General features: G+C 39.6%; 17 protein-coding genes and 1 pseudogene. 11 read left to right on the top strand and 7 right to left on the bottom strand.

Annotation, left to right across the window (positions count from 1 at the left end; genetic code table 11):
* Nucleotides 1-100: 100 nt before the first annotated feature.
* From ACSC97_RS11605 to ACSC97_RS11595, 3 genes and pseudogenes are all read left to right on the top strand, one after another.
* Nucleotides 101-1,537, top strand: a pseudogene (locus tag ACSC97_RS11605) (polysaccharide biosynthesis tyrosine autokinase); the annotation flags it as partial.
* A 172-nt stretch (nt 1,538-1,709) separates the two neighbouring features.
* Complete coding sequence (locus ACSC97_RS11600) at nt 1,710-2,417, top strand: FKBP-type peptidyl-prolyl cis-trans isomerase (RefSeq protein ID WP_004966932.1); 708 nt, start codon at nt 1,710-1,712, stop codon at nt 2,415-2,417.
* A 44-nt stretch (nt 2,418-2,461) separates the two neighbouring features.
* Nucleotides 2,462-3,145 (top strand): FKBP-type peptidyl-prolyl cis-trans isomerase, encoded by a 684-nt coding sequence (locus tag ACSC97_RS11595; protein WP_125297571.1) that lies wholly within the window; start codon nt 2,462-2,464, stop codon nt 3,143-3,145.
* Between the two features lie 32 nt (nt 3,146-3,177).
* On the opposite strand, the gene murJ is transcribed toward ACSC97_RS11595, so the two are convergent.
* The gene (gene murJ / locus ACSC97_RS11590) at nt 3,178-4,728 is read right to left on the bottom strand and encodes a murein biosynthesis integral membrane protein MurJ (RefSeq protein WP_171065659.1); all 1,551 of its coding nucleotides are present in this window, start codon (nt 4,726-4,728) and stop codon (nt 3,178-3,180) included.
* Nucleotides 4,729-4,810: 82 nt separating this feature from the next.
* The gene (ampD, locus tag ACSC97_RS11585) at nt 4,811-5,383 is read right to left on the bottom strand and encodes a 1,6-anhydro-N-acetylmuramyl-L-alanine amidase AmpD (RefSeq protein WP_125272148.1); all 573 of its coding nucleotides are present in this window, start codon (nt 5,381-5,383) and stop codon (nt 4,811-4,813) included.
* 144 nt (nt 5,384-5,527) lie between these two features.
* Between ampD and nadC the strand changes: the two genes are divergently transcribed.
* Nucleotides 5,528-6,373 (top strand): carboxylating nicotinate-nucleotide diphosphorylase, encoded by an 846-nt coding sequence (gene nadC, locus ACSC97_RS11580; RefSeq protein ID WP_004956879.1) that lies wholly within the window; start codon nt 5,528-5,530, stop codon nt 6,371-6,373.
* Here the strand turns inward: nadC and ACSC97_RS11575 are convergent.
* On the bottom strand, nt 6,370-6,537 hold the full coding sequence (locus ACSC97_RS11575) for an ABZJ_00068 family colistin stress protein (RefSeq protein WP_168154921.1): 168 nt from the start codon (nt 6,535-6,537) through the stop codon (nt 6,370-6,372). The two genes, nadC and ACSC97_RS11575, sit on opposite strands and share 4 nt — an antisense overlap.
* 186 nt (nt 6,538-6,723) lie before the next feature.
* Here ACSC97_RS11575 and ACSC97_RS11570 point away from each other — a divergent pair, with 186 nt between their 5' ends.
* The gene (locus tag ACSC97_RS11570) at nt 6,724-6,960 is read left to right on the top strand and encodes a hypothetical protein (RefSeq protein ID WP_125272149.1); all 237 of its coding nucleotides are present in this window, start codon (nt 6,724-6,726) and stop codon (nt 6,958-6,960) included.
* Between the two features lie 59 nt (nt 6,961-7,019).
* Here ACSC97_RS11570 and rph read toward each other — a convergent pair whose 3' ends face one another.
* The 3 genes from rph to ACSC97_RS11555 form a co-directional block, all read right to left on the bottom strand.
* Nucleotides 7,020-7,736 (bottom strand): ribonuclease PH, encoded by a 717-nt coding sequence (gene rph / locus ACSC97_RS11565; protein WP_004907303.1) that lies wholly within the window; start codon nt 7,734-7,736, stop codon nt 7,020-7,022.
* A gap of 124 nt (nt 7,737-7,860) precedes the next feature.
* Nucleotides 7,861-9,051 carry a fatty acid desaturase family protein gene (locus tag ACSC97_RS11560; protein WP_212638875.1) on the bottom strand — a complete coding sequence of 397 codons (1,191 nt, stop codon included), beginning with the start codon at nt 9,049-9,051 and terminating at the stop codon, nt 7,861-7,863.
* Nucleotides 9,052-9,080: 29 nt separating this feature from the next.
* On the bottom strand, nt 9,081-10,121 hold the full coding sequence (locus tag ACSC97_RS11555) for a ferredoxin reductase (protein ID WP_151730498.1): 1,041 nt from the start codon (nt 10,119-10,121) through the stop codon (nt 9,081-9,083).
* A 426-nt stretch (nt 10,122-10,547) separates the two neighbouring features.
* On the opposite strand from ACSC97_RS11555, the gene ACSC97_RS11550 reads away from it, so the two are divergent.
* Together ACSC97_RS11550 and ACSC97_RS11545 are read left to right on the top strand one after the other, a co-directional pair.
* Nucleotides 10,548-11,198 (top strand): TetR family transcriptional regulator, encoded by a 651-nt coding sequence (locus ACSC97_RS11550; protein WP_004956897.1) that lies wholly within the window; start codon nt 10,548-10,550, stop codon nt 11,196-11,198.
* A gap of 106 nt (nt 11,199-11,304) precedes the next feature.
* Complete coding sequence (locus ACSC97_RS11545; RefSeq protein ID WP_004907310.1) at nt 11,305-11,943, top strand: TetR/AcrR family transcriptional regulator; 639 nt, start codon at nt 11,305-11,307, stop codon at nt 11,941-11,943.
* Nucleotides 11,944-11,994: 51 nt separating this feature from the next.
* Here ACSC97_RS11545 and ACSC97_RS11540 read toward each other — a convergent pair whose 3' ends face one another.
* The gene (locus ACSC97_RS11540; RefSeq protein WP_004907312.1) at nt 11,995-12,615 is read right to left on the bottom strand and encodes a thiol:disulfide interchange protein DsbA/DsbL; all 621 of its coding nucleotides are present in this window, start codon (nt 12,613-12,615) and stop codon (nt 11,995-11,997) included.
* Nucleotides 12,616-12,784: 169 nt separating this feature from the next.
* On the opposite strand from ACSC97_RS11540, the gene ubiG reads away from it, so the two are divergent.
* The 4 genes from ubiG (at nt 12,785) to ACSC97_RS11520 (ending at nt 15,503) form a co-directional block, all read left to right on the top strand.
* Complete coding sequence (gene ubiG / locus ACSC97_RS11535; RefSeq protein ID WP_004907314.1) at nt 12,785-13,498, top strand: bifunctional 2-polyprenyl-6-hydroxyphenol methylase/3-demethylubiquinol 3-O-methyltransferase UbiG; 714 nt, start codon at nt 12,785-12,787, stop codon at nt 13,496-13,498.
* Nucleotides 13,498-14,196, top strand: a complete 699-nt coding sequence (locus ACSC97_RS11530) for an HAD family hydrolase (RefSeq protein ID WP_005403824.1) — start codon at nt 13,498-13,500, stop codon at nt 14,194-14,196. The genes ubiG and ACSC97_RS11530 overlap by 1 nt, the downstream gene beginning before the upstream one ends.
* A gap of 30 nt (nt 14,197-14,226) precedes the next feature.
* Entirely contained in the window at nt 14,227-14,973 is a 747-nt protein-coding gene (locus ACSC97_RS11525) for a YciK family oxidoreductase (RefSeq protein ID WP_004907319.1), read from the top strand.
* A 149-nt stretch (nt 14,974-15,122) separates the two neighbouring features.
* On the top strand, nt 15,123-15,503 hold the full coding sequence (locus tag ACSC97_RS11520) for an RcnB family protein (protein ID WP_004907321.1): 381 nt from the start codon (nt 15,123-15,125) through the stop codon (nt 15,501-15,503).
* Nucleotides 15,504-15,548: the final 45 nt, after the last annotated feature.

Genomic DNA, 15,548 nt, shown 5'->3' with positions numbered 1-15,548 from the left:
AAATGGGTAATGTACAAGTTGCTGTAGAAGCATGTTTAGTTCGTCTGATCACAGATACTTTATAAACTATTTTAATACTTTTTTGAATCCGTCAATGCGTAAGTCCTATATTACTAACGTTTTAAATGCAATATTATCAGCTTATAGTGCCCAAAATGTTGCTCGCCGTTCTGCTGAAACTGCCCAAACGCATAAATTTCTAGATGAACAACTACCAGAGTTAAAGAAACAGCTCGATGATGCAGAACGTGAATTTAATAAATTTCGCCAAAAATATAATACAGTTGATGTCACCAAAGAGTCTGAGCTTTACCTTACTCAAAGCATCACTTTAGAAACAAAAAGAATAGAATTGCAGCAACAACAAGCAGATTTGGCAGCAAAATACACTGCTGAACATCCAGCGATGCGAGAAATTAATGCTCAAATTGCTGCAATTAATAAACAAATTGGTGATTTAAATAGTACATTAAAACAACTTCCAGACATTCAAAGACAATACTTGCAACTGTATGGTGAAGTTGAAGTAAAAACCCAACTTTACACTGCTTTATTGAATTCATATCAACAACTTCGAATTGCCAAAGCAGGCGAAATTGGTAGTGTTCGTATTGTAGATACTGCGGTTGAACCTGTTGAACCAATTAAGCCAAAGAAATTACAAGTGCTTGTCTTGGCTATTTTGTTTGGTGGGTTCCTTGGTACACTTATTGCGCTGTTACGCAATATGTTACGTACGGGTATCAAAGATAGTGGGCAAATTGAAAATGAATTCAATTTACCTGTTTACGCAACTGTACCACACTCTCCGATTCAAGAGACATACATCAGCATTTTAAAGAAAAAGAAGAGTATTCCTATCCTTGCGGTTAAGCATAATGATGATATTGCAATTGAAAGTTTACGTAGTATTCGAACAGCAATTCATTTTGCACTCGTAAATGCGAAGAATAATATTATTGTCATTGCAGGTCCTTCTCCTGAAGTTGGTAAATCATTTATTTCAACCAATTTGGCCACTATTCTTGCACAGACTAACAAGAAAGTTTTGTTGATTGATGCAGATATGCGTCGTGGTTATATGCACAAATACTTTGATGTTGAGGTCAAACCAGGTTTATCTGAGTTTCTTAGCAATCAAGTAGAATTGAATCAAGTTATTCACAATACACAAGTGAATGGTTTAGATGTGATCACACGTGGTCAAAGTCCAACCAATCCTTCCGAAATGTTGAATTCACAAAGATTCAAAACCTTATTGGAAGAATTAAGTACTCAATATGACCATATTATTATTGATACACCGCCTGTATTGGCTGTAACAGACGGTATCATTATTTCTCAATATGCTGGCGTAAACTTGTTGATTGCACGTTACTCGAAATCACAAATGAAAGAACTTGAACTCAGCTTAAATCGTTTTGAACAAGCTGGTGTGAAAGTCAATGGTTTCATTTTGAATGACATCCAACGCACAGCAGGTGCTGGTTATAGTTATAACTATGCATATGCCTATAAAGCTCAAAAAGAAGATTAAATTCTCTTTCCAAGCCTTATTAAAAGCCAAATCATTTGATTTGGCTTTTTTTTTAAACATAAATCTTATAAAAAAACCTACGCATTTTACAGCTGAGTTATTCATTGCTTAAGCTTAGACATGCTAAGATCATTGACATATTTTTATTTAGAATCTCACTTTTGGACATCTCATGAGTAAAGCTTTACCTCTCATTGCTGCAGTTGTTTTAGGCGGTGCGGCCCTAGTACCTGTTTATTATGCGACACAAAATCCAACCACTGAGTTTGGTGCAAAAGCAGATAAAAATGCAGCACCTGTTGCTAAGATCAGCTATGCGCTCGGTTATGAAGTTGCAAAGCAAACTCCACCAGAGCTTGAAACGAATGCATTTATTACAGGTTTTCGTGATGCACATGCTCAGAAACCTGCAGCATACTCTGAGGAAGAATTACAAGCAGCATATGTAGAATTCCAAAAAGAGATGCAACAAAAGCAACAAGACGAAACCAAAAAAGTTGAGGCAACTAACTCAAGTTTCTTAGCTGAAAATGCTAAAAAAGAAGGTGTTAAAACAACAGCATCTGGTTTGCAATACAAAATCACCAAAGAAGGAACTGGCAAACAACCTGTTGCAACTTCTGTCGTTAAAGTACATTACAAAGGTCAATTAACTGACGGTAAAGTGTTTGACAGCTCATACGATCGTGGTGAACCAATCGAGTTTCCATTAAATCAAGTCATTCCTGGCTGGACTGAAGGTCTACAACTCATGAAAGAAGGCGGTAAGGCAACGCTTTATATCCCTGCCAACTTAGGCTACGGTGAACAAGGCGTGCCAGGCTCTATCCCACCAAATAGTACTTTGATTTTTGATGTCGAATTAATCGCTGTAAAATAATGATATAGGGAGAGCTTGTGCTCTCCTTTATTTTGGAAGAAAGAATGAAAAAACTTACACTTACTCTCATAACATTGATGATTGGAACGGTTCAAGCAGCTCCTATCACCCTAAAAAGTCCACAAAAAGATCAATTAGGTTATAGCTACGGTTATTTAATGGGGAAAGGAAATACAGAAACGCTGAAGGACTTAAACATCGAAACCTTTGTGCTAGGGCTTGAAGATGCAATTAAGGGAAAACCAGCAACACTCAGTGATGAGCAAATGGCGACAGTTCTCAACCAGTATAAAAAACGACTTGAAGCCAAACAATTAGTTGAATTCCAAGAGCAGGCAGAAAAAAATGCTCAGGAAGGAAAAAAATTTCTAGCAGAAAATGCTAAAAAGCCAGATATCATCACAACAAAATCAGGTTTACAGTATCAAATTCTTCAACAAGGTGCTGGTAAATCGCCAAAGTTAACATCAACAGTAAAAGTAAATTACGAAGGTCGGTTAATTGATGGAACTGTGTTTGATAGCTCAATTGCTCGCAACCATCCTGTTGAATTTAAACTGAATCAAGTCATTTCTGGCTGGACTGAAGGTGTCCAAACGATGAAAGAAGGTGGTAAAAGTCGTTTCTTTGTGCCATCTAACTTAGCATATGGTGACGTGGGTGCTGGAGATGCAATTGGACCGAACAGCACACTTATTTTTGATATTGAATTACTCGAAGTGAAATAGTAATAAACCCTCCTTGTTGGAGGGTTTATTTTTTAATGTTTCAAATGTCTTGGGCGAAAACCCGTGATTAGTAAACCAATCACATAAGCAGCGACACCCAATGCACACAAGCCAACAACTTCTGCAATTCGTAGCCACTGAGCAATATCACCTTGATACCATGTTAAAGCATATGCAAGAGCAGCAATCATGGTTACATTGGCCACTAAAAATTGAAAACCTAGCTTTTTCCAATGCGCCCCAAAACGATAGATATTTCTTTTGTGTAAATAAAAATACAGCATTCCAGCATTGACTAAAGCAGAGCCCGAAGAAGCGAGTGCTAAAGCCATATGCTCAGCATGCCAATCAATTAATTTAAAGAATCCAATAAATACAACGTTTAAAATCGCATTTGCAGCAACTGCCATGAGACCAACACGAACTGGTGTTTTGGTATCCTGCTGTGCATAAAAACCTGGTGCAAACACTTTAATCAACATAAATGAAATTACACCTGCACTCATGCATTGCAATGCAAGTGCCGTCATATGTGTATCTTCTAAAGTAAATTCGCCACGTTGGAATAAAGCTTGAATAATCGGCGTCGACAACATGAATAATGCAATACTTGCAGGAATACCGACCAACATAATGATCTTGGCAGCCCAATCAATCATGCTTTTAAATTTAGCTTGATCTTGCTCAGCGTGACGCGCAGATAGTGAAGGTAAGATCACCGTGCCGATCGCAACACCAATGAGACCTAATGGCAGTTCAGTCATTCGTTCAGCACTGTATAACCACGATACTGAACCATCTTGCATGAACGATGCCCAAATCGTATTTAACAATAAATTAATTTGTGTCACTGAAACACCGAATAATGCTGGCAACATTAGTTTTAAGATACGATCAACACCCTCATGCTTAAAATCAACTTTAGGTGGAATAAGTAAATTCTTTTTCCAAAGCTCAGGGATTTGTATCGCTAACTGTAAAACACCTGCAACCACGACAGCCCAACCCAATGCCATAATAGGTTCTGCCATAAAAGGTGTTAACCACCATGCTCCTGCAATCATCGCAATGTTCAAAAGCACAGGTGAAAATGCTGGCGATGCAAATGAGCCATAGCTATTTAAGATACTGCTCGCAAAAGCCGTCAACGACATGAACATTAAATAAGGAATCGTGAGGCGGAACATATCCACCGCTAAATCAAATTTCTCTGGATCGTTATGAAATCCTGGTGCATACAAATAAATAATCGCTGGTGCGGCAACCATCGCCACAAAAGTTAGCAATGACATAGCCGTCAGCAAACAACCAAATACACGGCTAATCAGAATTTGTACTTCTGCATGTGTTTTACTAGTTTTATATTCGGTTAAAACAGGAATGAAAGCTTGAGAAAAAGCCCCTTCCGCAAATAAGCGTCGAAAAAAGTTTGGAATACGGAAGGCAACAACAAAAGTATCGAAATCTTTACCTGCACCAAATACATTTAATAGCACGATATCACGCACTAACCCCAAAACTCGAGATAACATCGTCATTGCACTGACAATAATAGTCGATCGCCACAATGCCATCGCATTCACCTACGGCTTATCTTTAAAAAGCGTTATTGTAATGAAACTCAAAATAGATTTCGTTGTGAAATCATAAATTGGCGGATATTTTTTAAGTTAATTTGGCTTGTGATAGTGCTTTTCGGAATCTTTGCCAATCAAAATAAGGACCTGGATCTGTTTTCCGCATTGGCGCAATATCAGAATGCCCCGCAATATGATTCTGAATTTTTGGATAGCTTTTACCCAGCATCAGTATAACTTCAACCAATGCTTGATACTGTGCGTCCTCGAAAGGAAGATCATCGCTACCTTCAAGCTCAATGCCGATCGAATAATCATTACATTCTTTGTGTGCTAGATAACTCGAACGTCCAGCATGCCACGAACGATCATTGAAATTTACAAATTGAATCACTTCACCAGTGCGCAAAATCAATAGATGTGCGGATACCTGCATGCCTTCAATGGTCTGAAAATAAGGATGAGTATTCCAATCTAACTTATTTTGAAAGAATTGCTGAATATAACCACCACCAAATTGAGAGGGTGGCAAACTGATGTTATGAATAACAATCAGTTGAATGTCAGCATCCACTGGACGTGCATTAAAATTTGGTGATGGGAGTTGCGTCGCACCTTCTAATACACCATTTCGAATTTGCGCAAATCTAGAACGTTGCATGGTTTACCAAATCGGCAATTTAATCTTTATCTTTGCCATTTTGACATGCTTTATGCGCAATAATCGAGATGAAATGCTTATTTTTTATGTTGAGGGTGCTAATATAACGCACTAGTTTTTTGGTCAACCTATACTGGAAATAGTATGAGCATTCCTCAATCTTTGCTTGAACAATCGATTCAAATTAATATTCAACAAGCATTACAGGAAGATATTGGGGACGGTGATATTACCGCAATGCTCACACCAGAAGATGAGCAAGCTACAGCAACGATTATCACTCGTGAAGACATGGTATTGGCTGGTCAACCTTGGGTTAACGCCTTGATCAAAGCTTATGATAAAGATGTTCAAATCACGTGGTTAAAGCAAGAAGGTGAACTTGTTCAAGCCAATGAAGCTTTTCTAAAATTGGCAGGTTCAGCCCGTAGCTTACTGACTGTTGAGCGTCCTGCTTTGAATTTTGTGCAAACACTTTCTGCTGTGGCGACCAAAACGGCAAATTACGTAAAACAATTGGATGGTTTAAACACTAAACTTTTGGATACACGTAAAACCTTACCTGGCTTACGCATCGCTCAAAAATATGCAGTGGCAATCGGTGGTGGTCAAAATCATCGTCTAGGTTTATTCGACGCTTTCTTAATTAAAGAAAATCACATTATGGCAGCAGGTGGTATTGCCCAAGCCATTACCAAAGCACATGAAATCGCACCAGGTAAACCAGTAGAAGTAGAAGTAGAGACTTGGGACGAACTGAATCAAGCACTCGAAGCTGGAGCTGATATCGTGATGTTAGATAATTTCAGCCAGCAACAAATGATTGATGCAGTGAAGCATGTTGCTGGACGTTGTAAGTTAGAAGCCTCAGGTAATATTACTATTGAGAACTTACGCGAAGTTGCCACAACTGGCGTAGATTATATTTCAATGGGTGTACTGACTAAGGATGTGAGAGCTGTAGATTTATCTATGCGTTTTAATGCTTAAGCATCATCTACATCTTTTGTTTCCTTCTGAGTCGAAGTGTCACTAGAGACTTCGACTTTTTCATTCCAAGCTGACTTAGCTTGTGTCGAATCAGTAGAGCGTGGATCAACAGCCATCAAAACAAACGTCACTGCTGTTAAAAAAACGAGAAATACTTGAACCATTATTCCCCCTCCTTGTTATTTTCAATTTACGCAAGCGTACCAAACTAAGATGAGCTGAATGAGCGGGTAATGTTACCGTTTGAAAATTTATAATGCGTCTATGTAGAGATAGATGTTCATTGATCATGTTTATTTTTATGTCGCTTAGAGATACATTGACCTATAAACTATTTTAAATCATAAAAAATGGAATCTATTTTCGAAGCCTTCTTTACTTTGCTTTTTCAAATCATCCGCTTTTTTCTGCATATCATTTTTGAAGTGATTATCGAAGGCTTAATTCGTGGCACTGGATATTGTGTTGTATCTGCTTATCGATTGAGACGTCACGTTGATATTGAGAGCACTGAGGTTTTTATTGTTGGTTTTATTACATGGGGCATGGTTATCTTTTTGGCTATTTATTTTTTCCTTCTGATCTAATCTTAAATAAAAAAAAGGCGGTCTAAAAAAACCAGACCGCCCGCACTATCAACTGGAACTTACCAACCGAGTGCTTGCTGTTGCTTTTGAATCAACTCTGAGATTCCTTTTTCTGCAAGCTCTAACATGGCATTACACTGCTGGCGTGTGAACGGTTTGTCTTCTGCCGTCCCTTGAATTTCAATAAATTCACCTGCTTGTGTCATCACCACGTTTAAATCCGTTTGGCAATTTGAATCTTCTTCGTAGCATAAATCTAGTAGGACTTCGTCTTGATACATTCCGACTGAGATCGCTGCCACTAAACCTTTTAACGGGTCATGTTTAATTTTCTTGTTGCTCAGCAATACATTCATTGCGTCTACCAATGCAACCGCTGCACCTGTGATTGCCGCAGTACGTGTACCGCCATCCGCTTGGATCACATCACAGTCTATCGTAATCGTGTTTTCACCCAACTTCTTCAAGTCCACCATCGCACGAAGACTACGACCGATTAATCGTTGAATCTCTTGAGTACGACCCGTTTGCTTACCACGTGCTGCCTCACGATCACTACGCGTGTGCGTTGAGCGTGGCAACATGCCATATTCCGCAGTTACCCAACCTTGTCCCTGACCTTTCAAGAAACGAGGTACTGAATTATCAATGCTTGCTGTACACAACACTTTGGTATGGCCAAATTCAACCAAAACTGAACCTTCAGCGTAACGGGTATAATTACGCGTAATCTTTACGTCACGTAACTGGTCTAATGCTCTTTGGTCAATACGCATAATGATTCCTTAAAACGATAGCACAACTATAATTGCACCATAGTATATCTCAATTACACGTACTTTCCCTTTTGCTTGTTGGTAAAGAGCATCGCTTAATGACTCAAACAATGCTCTATCTTAATTAAGCAGCTTTACCAAACATGCTTTTCACTGCGTCAACAAAGCTATCTTTGATCGCCACCAAACGGTCTACCACATTGTCAGGCAAAGAGTGAATCGCCAGACGTTTATACACACTCACAATTTGAGATCCAAACGGCGCTGTATTGTACTGTTGACCAAACTCTTCACAGACTGCACGTACTTTAGGAGCCATCTCTTGATAGCGGTTGGCAGGTACATCTGGGAACAAGTGATGTTCGATTTGATGACTCAAGTTACCACTTAAGAAATGCATGATTTTACCGCCAGTAAAGTTTGCTGAACCACGAATCTGACGCAAGTACCACTCTGCTTTGGTTTCATTATCAATATTGTCAGTGATAATTTCAGAGTCTTCTGTAAAGTGACCACAATAAATCACGGTCGATGCCCAGTAGTTACGGATCAGATTGGCAACAAAGTTACCCGCTAAGACTGGCAAGAACATTGGGCCAGCAATCAATGGGAACAGCACATAATCTTTACCAAACTGACGTACCATCTTTTTGCGTAGATTTTTGGATTCTACATACACTTCTTTCCAAGTTTTGGTGCCATCAAACAACACTTTTTCCATCTCTAGACGTTGTAAAGCCAATAGCCATTCAAAACCTGTAGATAATACAAAACCCGTTGGTACGTTAAACAAAAAGCGAGGTTCCCACTTTTGCTCACGACTCATACGCATCACGCCATAACCACTAATGTCATGATCCATGCCGTACACATTGGTATAAGTATGGTGCTTATAGTTATGCGTATATTTCCAATCTTCACCCGTACACACCGTATCCCAGTCGTAGGTTGCACCATTAAGCGTTGGATCATTTAACCAGTCGAACTGACCATGCATCACATTATGACCAAGTTCCATGTTTTCAACGATTTTAGATACGCCTAGCATAACGGTACCCAATAACCATACGGGTGGAATCCAACCACCAAACATCAACATGCCTCGTGACGCAATTTCGGTGTAGCGTACAAAGTTACGTACTTTATAAATATAATCAGAATCTTCTTTGCCAATTTTAGCCATGGTTTCAGTACGGATGGCTTCAATCTTACGGCCAAACTCTTGTACTTCTTCTGGTGTTAATGCACGGCTTGTATTACCGCCAAATTTGATTGGAGGAATCGTTTTAGTCGGATTTACTGTCATCATGTTCATAATATTATTCTCTATCTGATCAATATGAATTAAAGGTCAATCTCAACGGGACTCACTGCTTCACTCACACACAACTTAATTTGCACATTGTTTTGGTTATCGATTTCACCTGTAAGTAGATTTTTCACTGCACCACTAACCTTGGTACAAACACAGGTATTACAAATCCCCATACGACAACCAAAAGATGGTTTCAAACCTGCAGCTTCAGCACTGGCCAATAGGTTGCCACGGCCTTCAAACTCTTGCATACTGCGGCGGAAATTGACTGGTTGGATTTGAGCATCCACATCCATCGTCACTGGCAAGAAGCTTTCTTGCGTTAAACGGTCTAACCAACCACGTTTCGCCCAGATTTGACGTGTCGCTTTCATCAACCCTGGAGCAGCACACACATAGGTTTGACGTTGAGCAGCATCAGCACACAAACGATCCAAAGTTTCTTCATCAAAATAAGCAGGTTGTTCAGCACTATCGACAATAATGTGTAGCTTAAAATGCGCATATTCTGCTGCCAGTGTTTCCAATTCAGTACGGAACGCTGGATCACGTGAGTAATAAATCAACGTTACAGGTTGATTTGAACGTGCTAAAGCCTGTTTCGCAATCGGAATAATCGGCGTAATACCACTACCTGCAGATACCAAAAGAATTGGTTGTTTACCTTCTTCTGTATCAAAGTCTTTTAGCGTAAATTCGCCCATCGCCTGAGTAATTTCAATCACATCACCAGCACGTGCGCTGTTGGCTAAATAGTTAGATACACGACCTTGTTTTTTTATACCCAATACCAATTTGTCGTGACTTGGTGAACTCACCAAGCTATACGCTCGTTGATGCAGCACACCATCAATACGAACCGTGACCATTACAAATTGACCAGGCTGATAGGTTGTAAATTTATTGTTACTGCTTAAAGTGACCTTGATCATTTCATCTGCAATAGGCTCAATCGCTTCGATTTTTGCCATAATGCGGCGCAAAGTCCACATCGGGTTAACTTTTGCAAGGATAAAATCAACAAAATCTTCACGAACCCAATGCGGTTGATAATTTAACTTAGCGTTCATACGTTCCTCGTTTTGTATCTGGCTATTTATATTGAGTGAACAAATGTTCATGTAGTGAACATGTGTACACTATATTAATTTGTGTTCACTGAGTCAACACTTGTTCACTAATTTTTGGTTATTTTTAATACTTTTTTATAAATCGCTAAAATGACGAGAAAAAATAATGGATTAATCAACAAATCTAGCCCTAACAAAACATGTTTCTATTCTCGCTTGGCAACTTCACTTCTTAACAGGCATTAAATGGTTATGAGAACAAAGAAAGTATTGGTATAAATTCTATTTGCAGCCTAGCTGCTCATTTTCTTGCTAGGCTTTAGACACTTCTCAGGACAAAGTTGCTTTGTTTAATCCTCGCTCAGGGCTAAAAAAATCATGTTTTTTTTGCTAGACTCTGCTGTATGAATTCAATGGATCTTTTTCATGTCGATTAGAGATGAACGAAAACAACAGAGCCGACAAGCTCTGCTTGATGCAGCACTCCATCTCAGTACTTCTGGACGCTCATTTAGTAGTATCAGTTTGCGTGAAGTGGCTCGCGAAGTTGGTTTAGTACCAACGGCGTTTTATCGTCATTTCCAAGACATGGAAGCGTTAGGGCAAGAACTCGTTGATCAAGTTTCTTTGCATCTCAAAAGCCTGATTCATCAACTGGGGCAAAGTTATTTACAACACAGCGGGTCTGCCAAAACACGAACCAGCATTGAGTTGTTTGTCCAAGCAGTAAATCATAGCCCTCAACAGTGGCAATTTATGATCGCTGAACGTTGGGGTGGTTCTGAAACAGTACGAATTGCGATTGCCCGTGAAATCGAATTTTTGATAGAAGATCTTGCCATTGACCTGTGCAAACTCGAAACCTTCAAACATATTAAAGAAGCCAAAGACCTCCAAGTCTTATCAACGATTTTGATTAATATGTCCTTTACATGGGCGATGACATGGATCAACTTACCCAAACAGTTCACGATTGATCATTTGTTAGAACAGCAAAATTTATTTATCGATAATGCAGCGACTCAAGTGCGCTTACTATTTCGTGGGATCTCAAACTGGGAACCTCAAAACGCTTGATCATATCAATATGAAAGGTTGATATATAAAAGCATTGCTAAGCGTTATGATGCATTAGACAATAGCGCGATGCCGTTTAGAACACTATGAGGAGCTTAAAAGCATCATGAATCCTGATCGTCATACTCAGTTCTTAATACGTAAAGAAAAAATTTTGCAGGTTGCGGAAAAGCTATTATTAGAAAACAACCAAGAAATGACCCTCGATGAACTGGTTGCCGAACTGGATATCGCTAAAGGCACCTTATATAAGCATTTCCGTAGCAAAAATGAATTGTTACTTGAACTGATCATTCAAAATGAAAAAGAAATTCTCAAGATTTCGGATCAGTACAATACAGATTTCAAAGAATATGCCCCTCGTTATATGCTGCATCATTTAACGGCGCCGAGTCGTACGATTCTTTTGCATCAGTTAGAAGAACATCTGACCATGACGGAGTCGAAACTCAAACATTTGTTTGATGAACTATACGCTGTTCGCCAACAACGTATTGTTTCACTCAAAGACATGACTGAAAAATATTTAAAATCACAGAACTACGATATGTCGATTCGAGACTATTTATCTTATATCTGGTCTCTTACTTATGGCGCAGCATTATTATTGAACTCAAGCTATTACCAGCGTTCAATTGGCTCTCGCCAAAAACTGATTAATCTCTATGTCAGCCAAGCGCTATCTTTACCTACTCAAACAGTACAGATCGATCTAAAAGAATTTCAGCTCGATGAAAACGCTTAAATAAAAAAAGGACTGTGATGACAGTCCTTTTTTATGATCGAAGCATGCCAATTATTTAGCTTTACGCTCTTTCTCAAGTAGGAAGTCAACGACTTGAGTCACTTTAGCATCTTCACCTTGCACCACATATTTGCCATTTACTACAACTGCTGGAACACCCGTCAACTGATATTGTTGAGCTAATTTGTTAGATTCAGCAATTTTTGCAGTAATTGGGAATGAATTGAACATACTGTTAAACTTCTGTTCTGGCACACCATAACGTGCAAAGAATTTTGCTTGAGAAGCTTGGTCAAAGATTTGTTGCCCCCCTTCATGAATCGCATGGAACAATGGAATATGGGTTTTCTTGCGTACGCCAAGCGCTTCAGAAACGTAGTAACCACGTGCGCCCTGCTCCCATACTTTATTCATCGCAGCAGGTGTACGTAAGAAATAAACATCACTTGGAATCTTCTTTAACCACGTTTGCATATGTGGCTCAAGTTTGAAGCAATGTGGACATCCGTACCAAAAGAATTCACGTACTTCGAGTTTGCCTGCTGGTGCAGCGGTCTTCACTGGATTCGCAACCACCGTATAATCTTTACCAGCAACAAAATTAGCCGCCATAGCATTCATTGAAAACGCCATTGCAACCGCACTTAAACCACCTAATACTAACTTTTTCATTGAGTTTGCTTTTCCTCTAAGCATTTTTCGTAAGTTTATATGCTAAATATAAACCAAACACGATCAATTCGTTTTGCTTCTGTGAAGTTTTTTATAGGATTTATCGCTTTTTTTTCAAGAATCGCTACACTAGACCTAGATCATTATGCCAATAAATAGAGGTGACACCATGTCGCAATTGAATGTTGACCCACAAGAAATCGCAAAATTTGAAGCACTGGCTGCCAAATGGTGGGATCAACATTCTGAATTCCGCCCACTCCATCAAATTAACCCATTACGTTTAAACTGGATTGATGAGCGTGTAGGTGGATTGGCAGGCAAGAAAGTTTTGGATGTCGGTTGCGGTGGTGGCATCCTCGCGGAAAGCATGGCACGTCGTGGTGCAGATGTTCTCGGTATTGATATGGGCGAAGCCCCGCTCGCTGTCGGTCGTCTGCACGCACAACAAGAAAATGTACAAAACATTGAATATCGCCAAATCCCTGTTGAGCAGCTTGCGCTAGAACAAGCAGGTCAATACGATGTTGTCACATGCATGGAAATGATGGAGCACGTGCCTGATCCAGCTTCGATTGTAAAAGCATGTCAAAGTTTGGTGAAACCAGGCGGTCATGTATTCTTTTCAACGATCAACCGTAATCCTAAATCGTATTTGTTTGCGATCATTGGCGCTGAGTACGTGTTACGTTTACTACCAAAAGGCACGCACGATTATCATAAATTCATTCGCCCCTCTGAAATGGCGCATGATATTCGCAACGCTGGTCTTAGCTTAAAAGAAATGATTGGTCTTCACTATAATCCAATCACCAAACACTATTGGTTAGCGCCAAATGTCGATGTGAATTATATGGTTCATACTACCAATACAGGTGCCTAATGAAAGCGGTATTATTCGATCTTGATGGAACGCTCATAGATACTGCGGCTGACTTTATTCGCATCATTCAACAGATGTGTCGTGATGAACAACGTCCAGTTGTTGATGCAGAGTTAATTCGAACTCAAGTGTCAGAAGGCGCTCGAGCCATGGTGAAATTGGTCTATCCAGAATTAGACGTGACTGATCCTGTGTTTCTCGCTCATCGCCAACGCTTTTTAGATGTATATGGTGAAAATATCGTTGTAGATACAGACCTTTTTAATGGTATGTACCCTTTACTCGAAGAGCTAGAAGCAAAACAAATTCCATGGGGTATCGTAACCAACAAACCACGTGGTCTGAGTGAGTCCCTGCTTAAAGAGTTAAATCTCAGCTCACGTTGTTCAGTCTTGGTTTGCCCCGAAGATGTTCAAAATACCAAACCAGATCCTGAACCTATGTATTTGGCTGCAAAACAACTTCAAATTGCTGCCGAAGAAATCATCTATGTTGGTGATCATCCTCGTGATATCGATGCAGGTCGTAATGCGAGTATGTATACGATTTTGGCAGCGTATGGTTATTTACCAATTGAATCTCGTGATGACCTTGATGCGTGGAATGCAGATGCGATTATCCAAACAGTTCCGGAATTACATGAATTGCTCAAACAGAAAATCACTGTTTTGTCAGAAAATCAGCGTATGATGGGTTAAGCATTAAAGATAATTATAGGAGGCATAACAATGAAATATTCAGAATATCAACCTCGTCCTGATCTATTAAAAGACCGCATTATTCTGATTACAGGTGCGGGTGATGGTATTGGGCGTGCGGCTGCTATTAGTTATGCCTTGCATGGCGCTACCGTCGTATTACATGGTCGCACACTGAATAAGCTTGAAGTTATTTATGATGAAATTGAGGGCTTAGGTGCACCTCAACCTGCAATTTTACCTTTACAGCTGTCTACCGCATCAAGCCATGACTATGAGCTATTGGTCGACACACTCGAGCAACAGTTTGGTCGTTTAGACGGTATTTTACATAATGCAGGCATGTTAGGTGATCGCGTCGAATTAGCACATTATCCTGTAGATGTTTGGGATGATGTTATGGCCGTTAATCTAAGAGCGCCTTTTGCATTAACTCAAGCATTATTACCTTTACTCGAAAAGTCTGATCGCGCTTCAGTTGTATTTACCAGTTCAAGTGTAGGTCGAGAAGCTCGCGCATTGTGGGGAGCTTACTCCGTTTCAAAAGTTGCGATTGAAGCGATGAGTAAAATTTTTGCAGCTGAAAACACGTATCCGAATATTCGATTCAACTGCATCAATCCTGGTGGGACGCGAACAGCCATGCGAGCAAAAGCCTATCCTGAAGAGGATCCAAAGGTTTTACCAACACCGGATAGCATCATGCCTGCCTATTTATATTTGATGGGTGATGACAGTTTAGAAATGAATGGTCAAAGCATAGATGCTCAAAGCTAGAATGATAAAAAATCTAATGGATGAGTGAGAGAGGCTGCTGAAGGAATCTTCATAGTTTTAAACGAATCATGAATTGATCTTCACAGTTTCTCTGCATTTTTAAGTTACAGTTTTCACATGAGAGACATCCGAAGTCACTAAGGTGCATCATGAAAAAAATTTTCATTATCTTTGTTTTAGGTTCAACCGCTGTATTAAGTAGTATGAACAGCATCGCAGGTCCACACTTTGATCGCGGAGAAGACTCGCGAGGTGGTTGGCAAGGTCGTGGTTTAGATAACTCGGATAATGAAAATCGTATGCGTGAACGTCGTATGCGCGAAGAACGTGGTGTTGAACGTTTGAAACAACATCGTTGGCAAGCAGGTTATGTAATGCCTCAACATTATCGAGGTAATGGTTATAAAGTTGATTATAAACAAAATAATCTTCCGAAACCGGGTCGAAATGAACAATGGTATAAAATCAATAATGACTACATTCTAGTCAATTCCGATGATAATAGTATTATTCGTATTGTCGGTTTCTAAACCTTAAAAAACCTCAGTTGAGCAATTTAAATTCGCCACAACAGC

Source organism: Acinetobacter sp. P1(2025) (genome assembly GCF_051390655.1).
GTDB lineage: Bacteria > Pseudomonadota > Gammaproteobacteria > Pseudomonadales > Moraxellaceae > Acinetobacter > Acinetobacter junii.
Note: the sequence above shows the minus strand (reverse complement) of the source record. Positions and strands in the feature narration are given on the sequence as shown.

What these genes read in the sequence shown, in the direction of transcription:
- ACSC97_RS11570 (WP_125272149.1), top strand. Translation starts at nt 6,724, where the DNA reads ATGGAATCTATTTTCGAAGCCTTCTTTACTTTGCTTTTTCAAATCATC.
- ACSC97_RS11595 (WP_125297571.1), top strand. Translation starts at nt 2,462, where the DNA reads ATGAAAAAACTTACACTTACTCTCATAACATTGATGATTGGAACGGTT.
- ACSC97_RS11600 (WP_004966932.1), top strand. Translation starts at nt 1,710, where the DNA reads ATGAGTAAAGCTTTACCTCTCATTGCTGCAGTTGTTTTAGGCGGTGCG.
- ACSC97_RS11555 (WP_151730498.1), bottom strand. Translation starts at nt 10,121, where the DNA reads ATGAACGCTAAGTTAAATTATCAACCGCATTGGGTTCGTGAAGATTTT.
- ACSC97_RS11560 (WP_212638875.1), bottom strand. Translation starts at nt 9,051, where the DNA reads ATGAACATGATGACAGTAAATCCGACTAAAACGATTCCTCCAATCAAA.
- ACSC97_RS11520 (WP_004907321.1), top strand. Translation starts at nt 15,123, where the DNA reads ATGAAAAAAATTTTCATTATCTTTGTTTTAGGTTCAACCGCTGTATTA.
- ACSC97_RS11545 (WP_004907310.1), top strand. Translation starts at nt 11,305, where the DNA reads ATGAATCCTGATCGTCATACTCAGTTCTTAATACGTAAAGAAAAAATT.
- ACSC97_RS11550 (WP_004956897.1), top strand. Translation starts at nt 10,548, where the DNA reads ATGTCGATTAGAGATGAACGAAAACAACAGAGCCGACAAGCTCTGCTT.
- ACSC97_RS11525 (WP_004907319.1), top strand. Translation starts at nt 14,227, where the DNA reads ATGAAATATTCAGAATATCAACCTCGTCCTGATCTATTAAAAGACCGC.
- ampD (WP_125272148.1), bottom strand. Translation starts at nt 5,383, where the DNA reads ATGCAACGTTCTAGATTTGCGCAAATTCGAAATGGTGTATTAGAAGGT.
- ubiG (WP_004907314.1), top strand. Translation starts at nt 12,785, where the DNA reads ATGTCGCAATTGAATGTTGACCCACAAGAAATCGCAAAATTTGAAGCA.
- ACSC97_RS11575 (WP_168154921.1), bottom strand. Translation starts at nt 6,537, where the DNA reads ATGGTTCAAGTATTTCTCGTTTTTTTAACAGCAGTGACGTTTGTTTTG.
- ACSC97_RS11530 (WP_005403824.1), top strand. Translation starts at nt 13,498, where the DNA reads ATGAAAGCGGTATTATTCGATCTTGATGGAACGCTCATAGATACTGCG.
- rph (WP_004907303.1), bottom strand. Translation starts at nt 7,736, where the DNA reads ATGCGTATTGACCAAAGAGCATTAGACCAGTTACGTGACGTAAAGATT.
- nadC (WP_004956879.1), top strand. Translation starts at nt 5,528, where the DNA reads ATGAGCATTCCTCAATCTTTGCTTGAACAATCGATTCAAATTAATATT.
- ACSC97_RS11540 (WP_004907312.1), bottom strand. Translation starts at nt 12,615, where the DNA reads ATGAAAAAGTTAGTATTAGGTGGTTTAAGTGCGGTTGCAATGGCGTTT.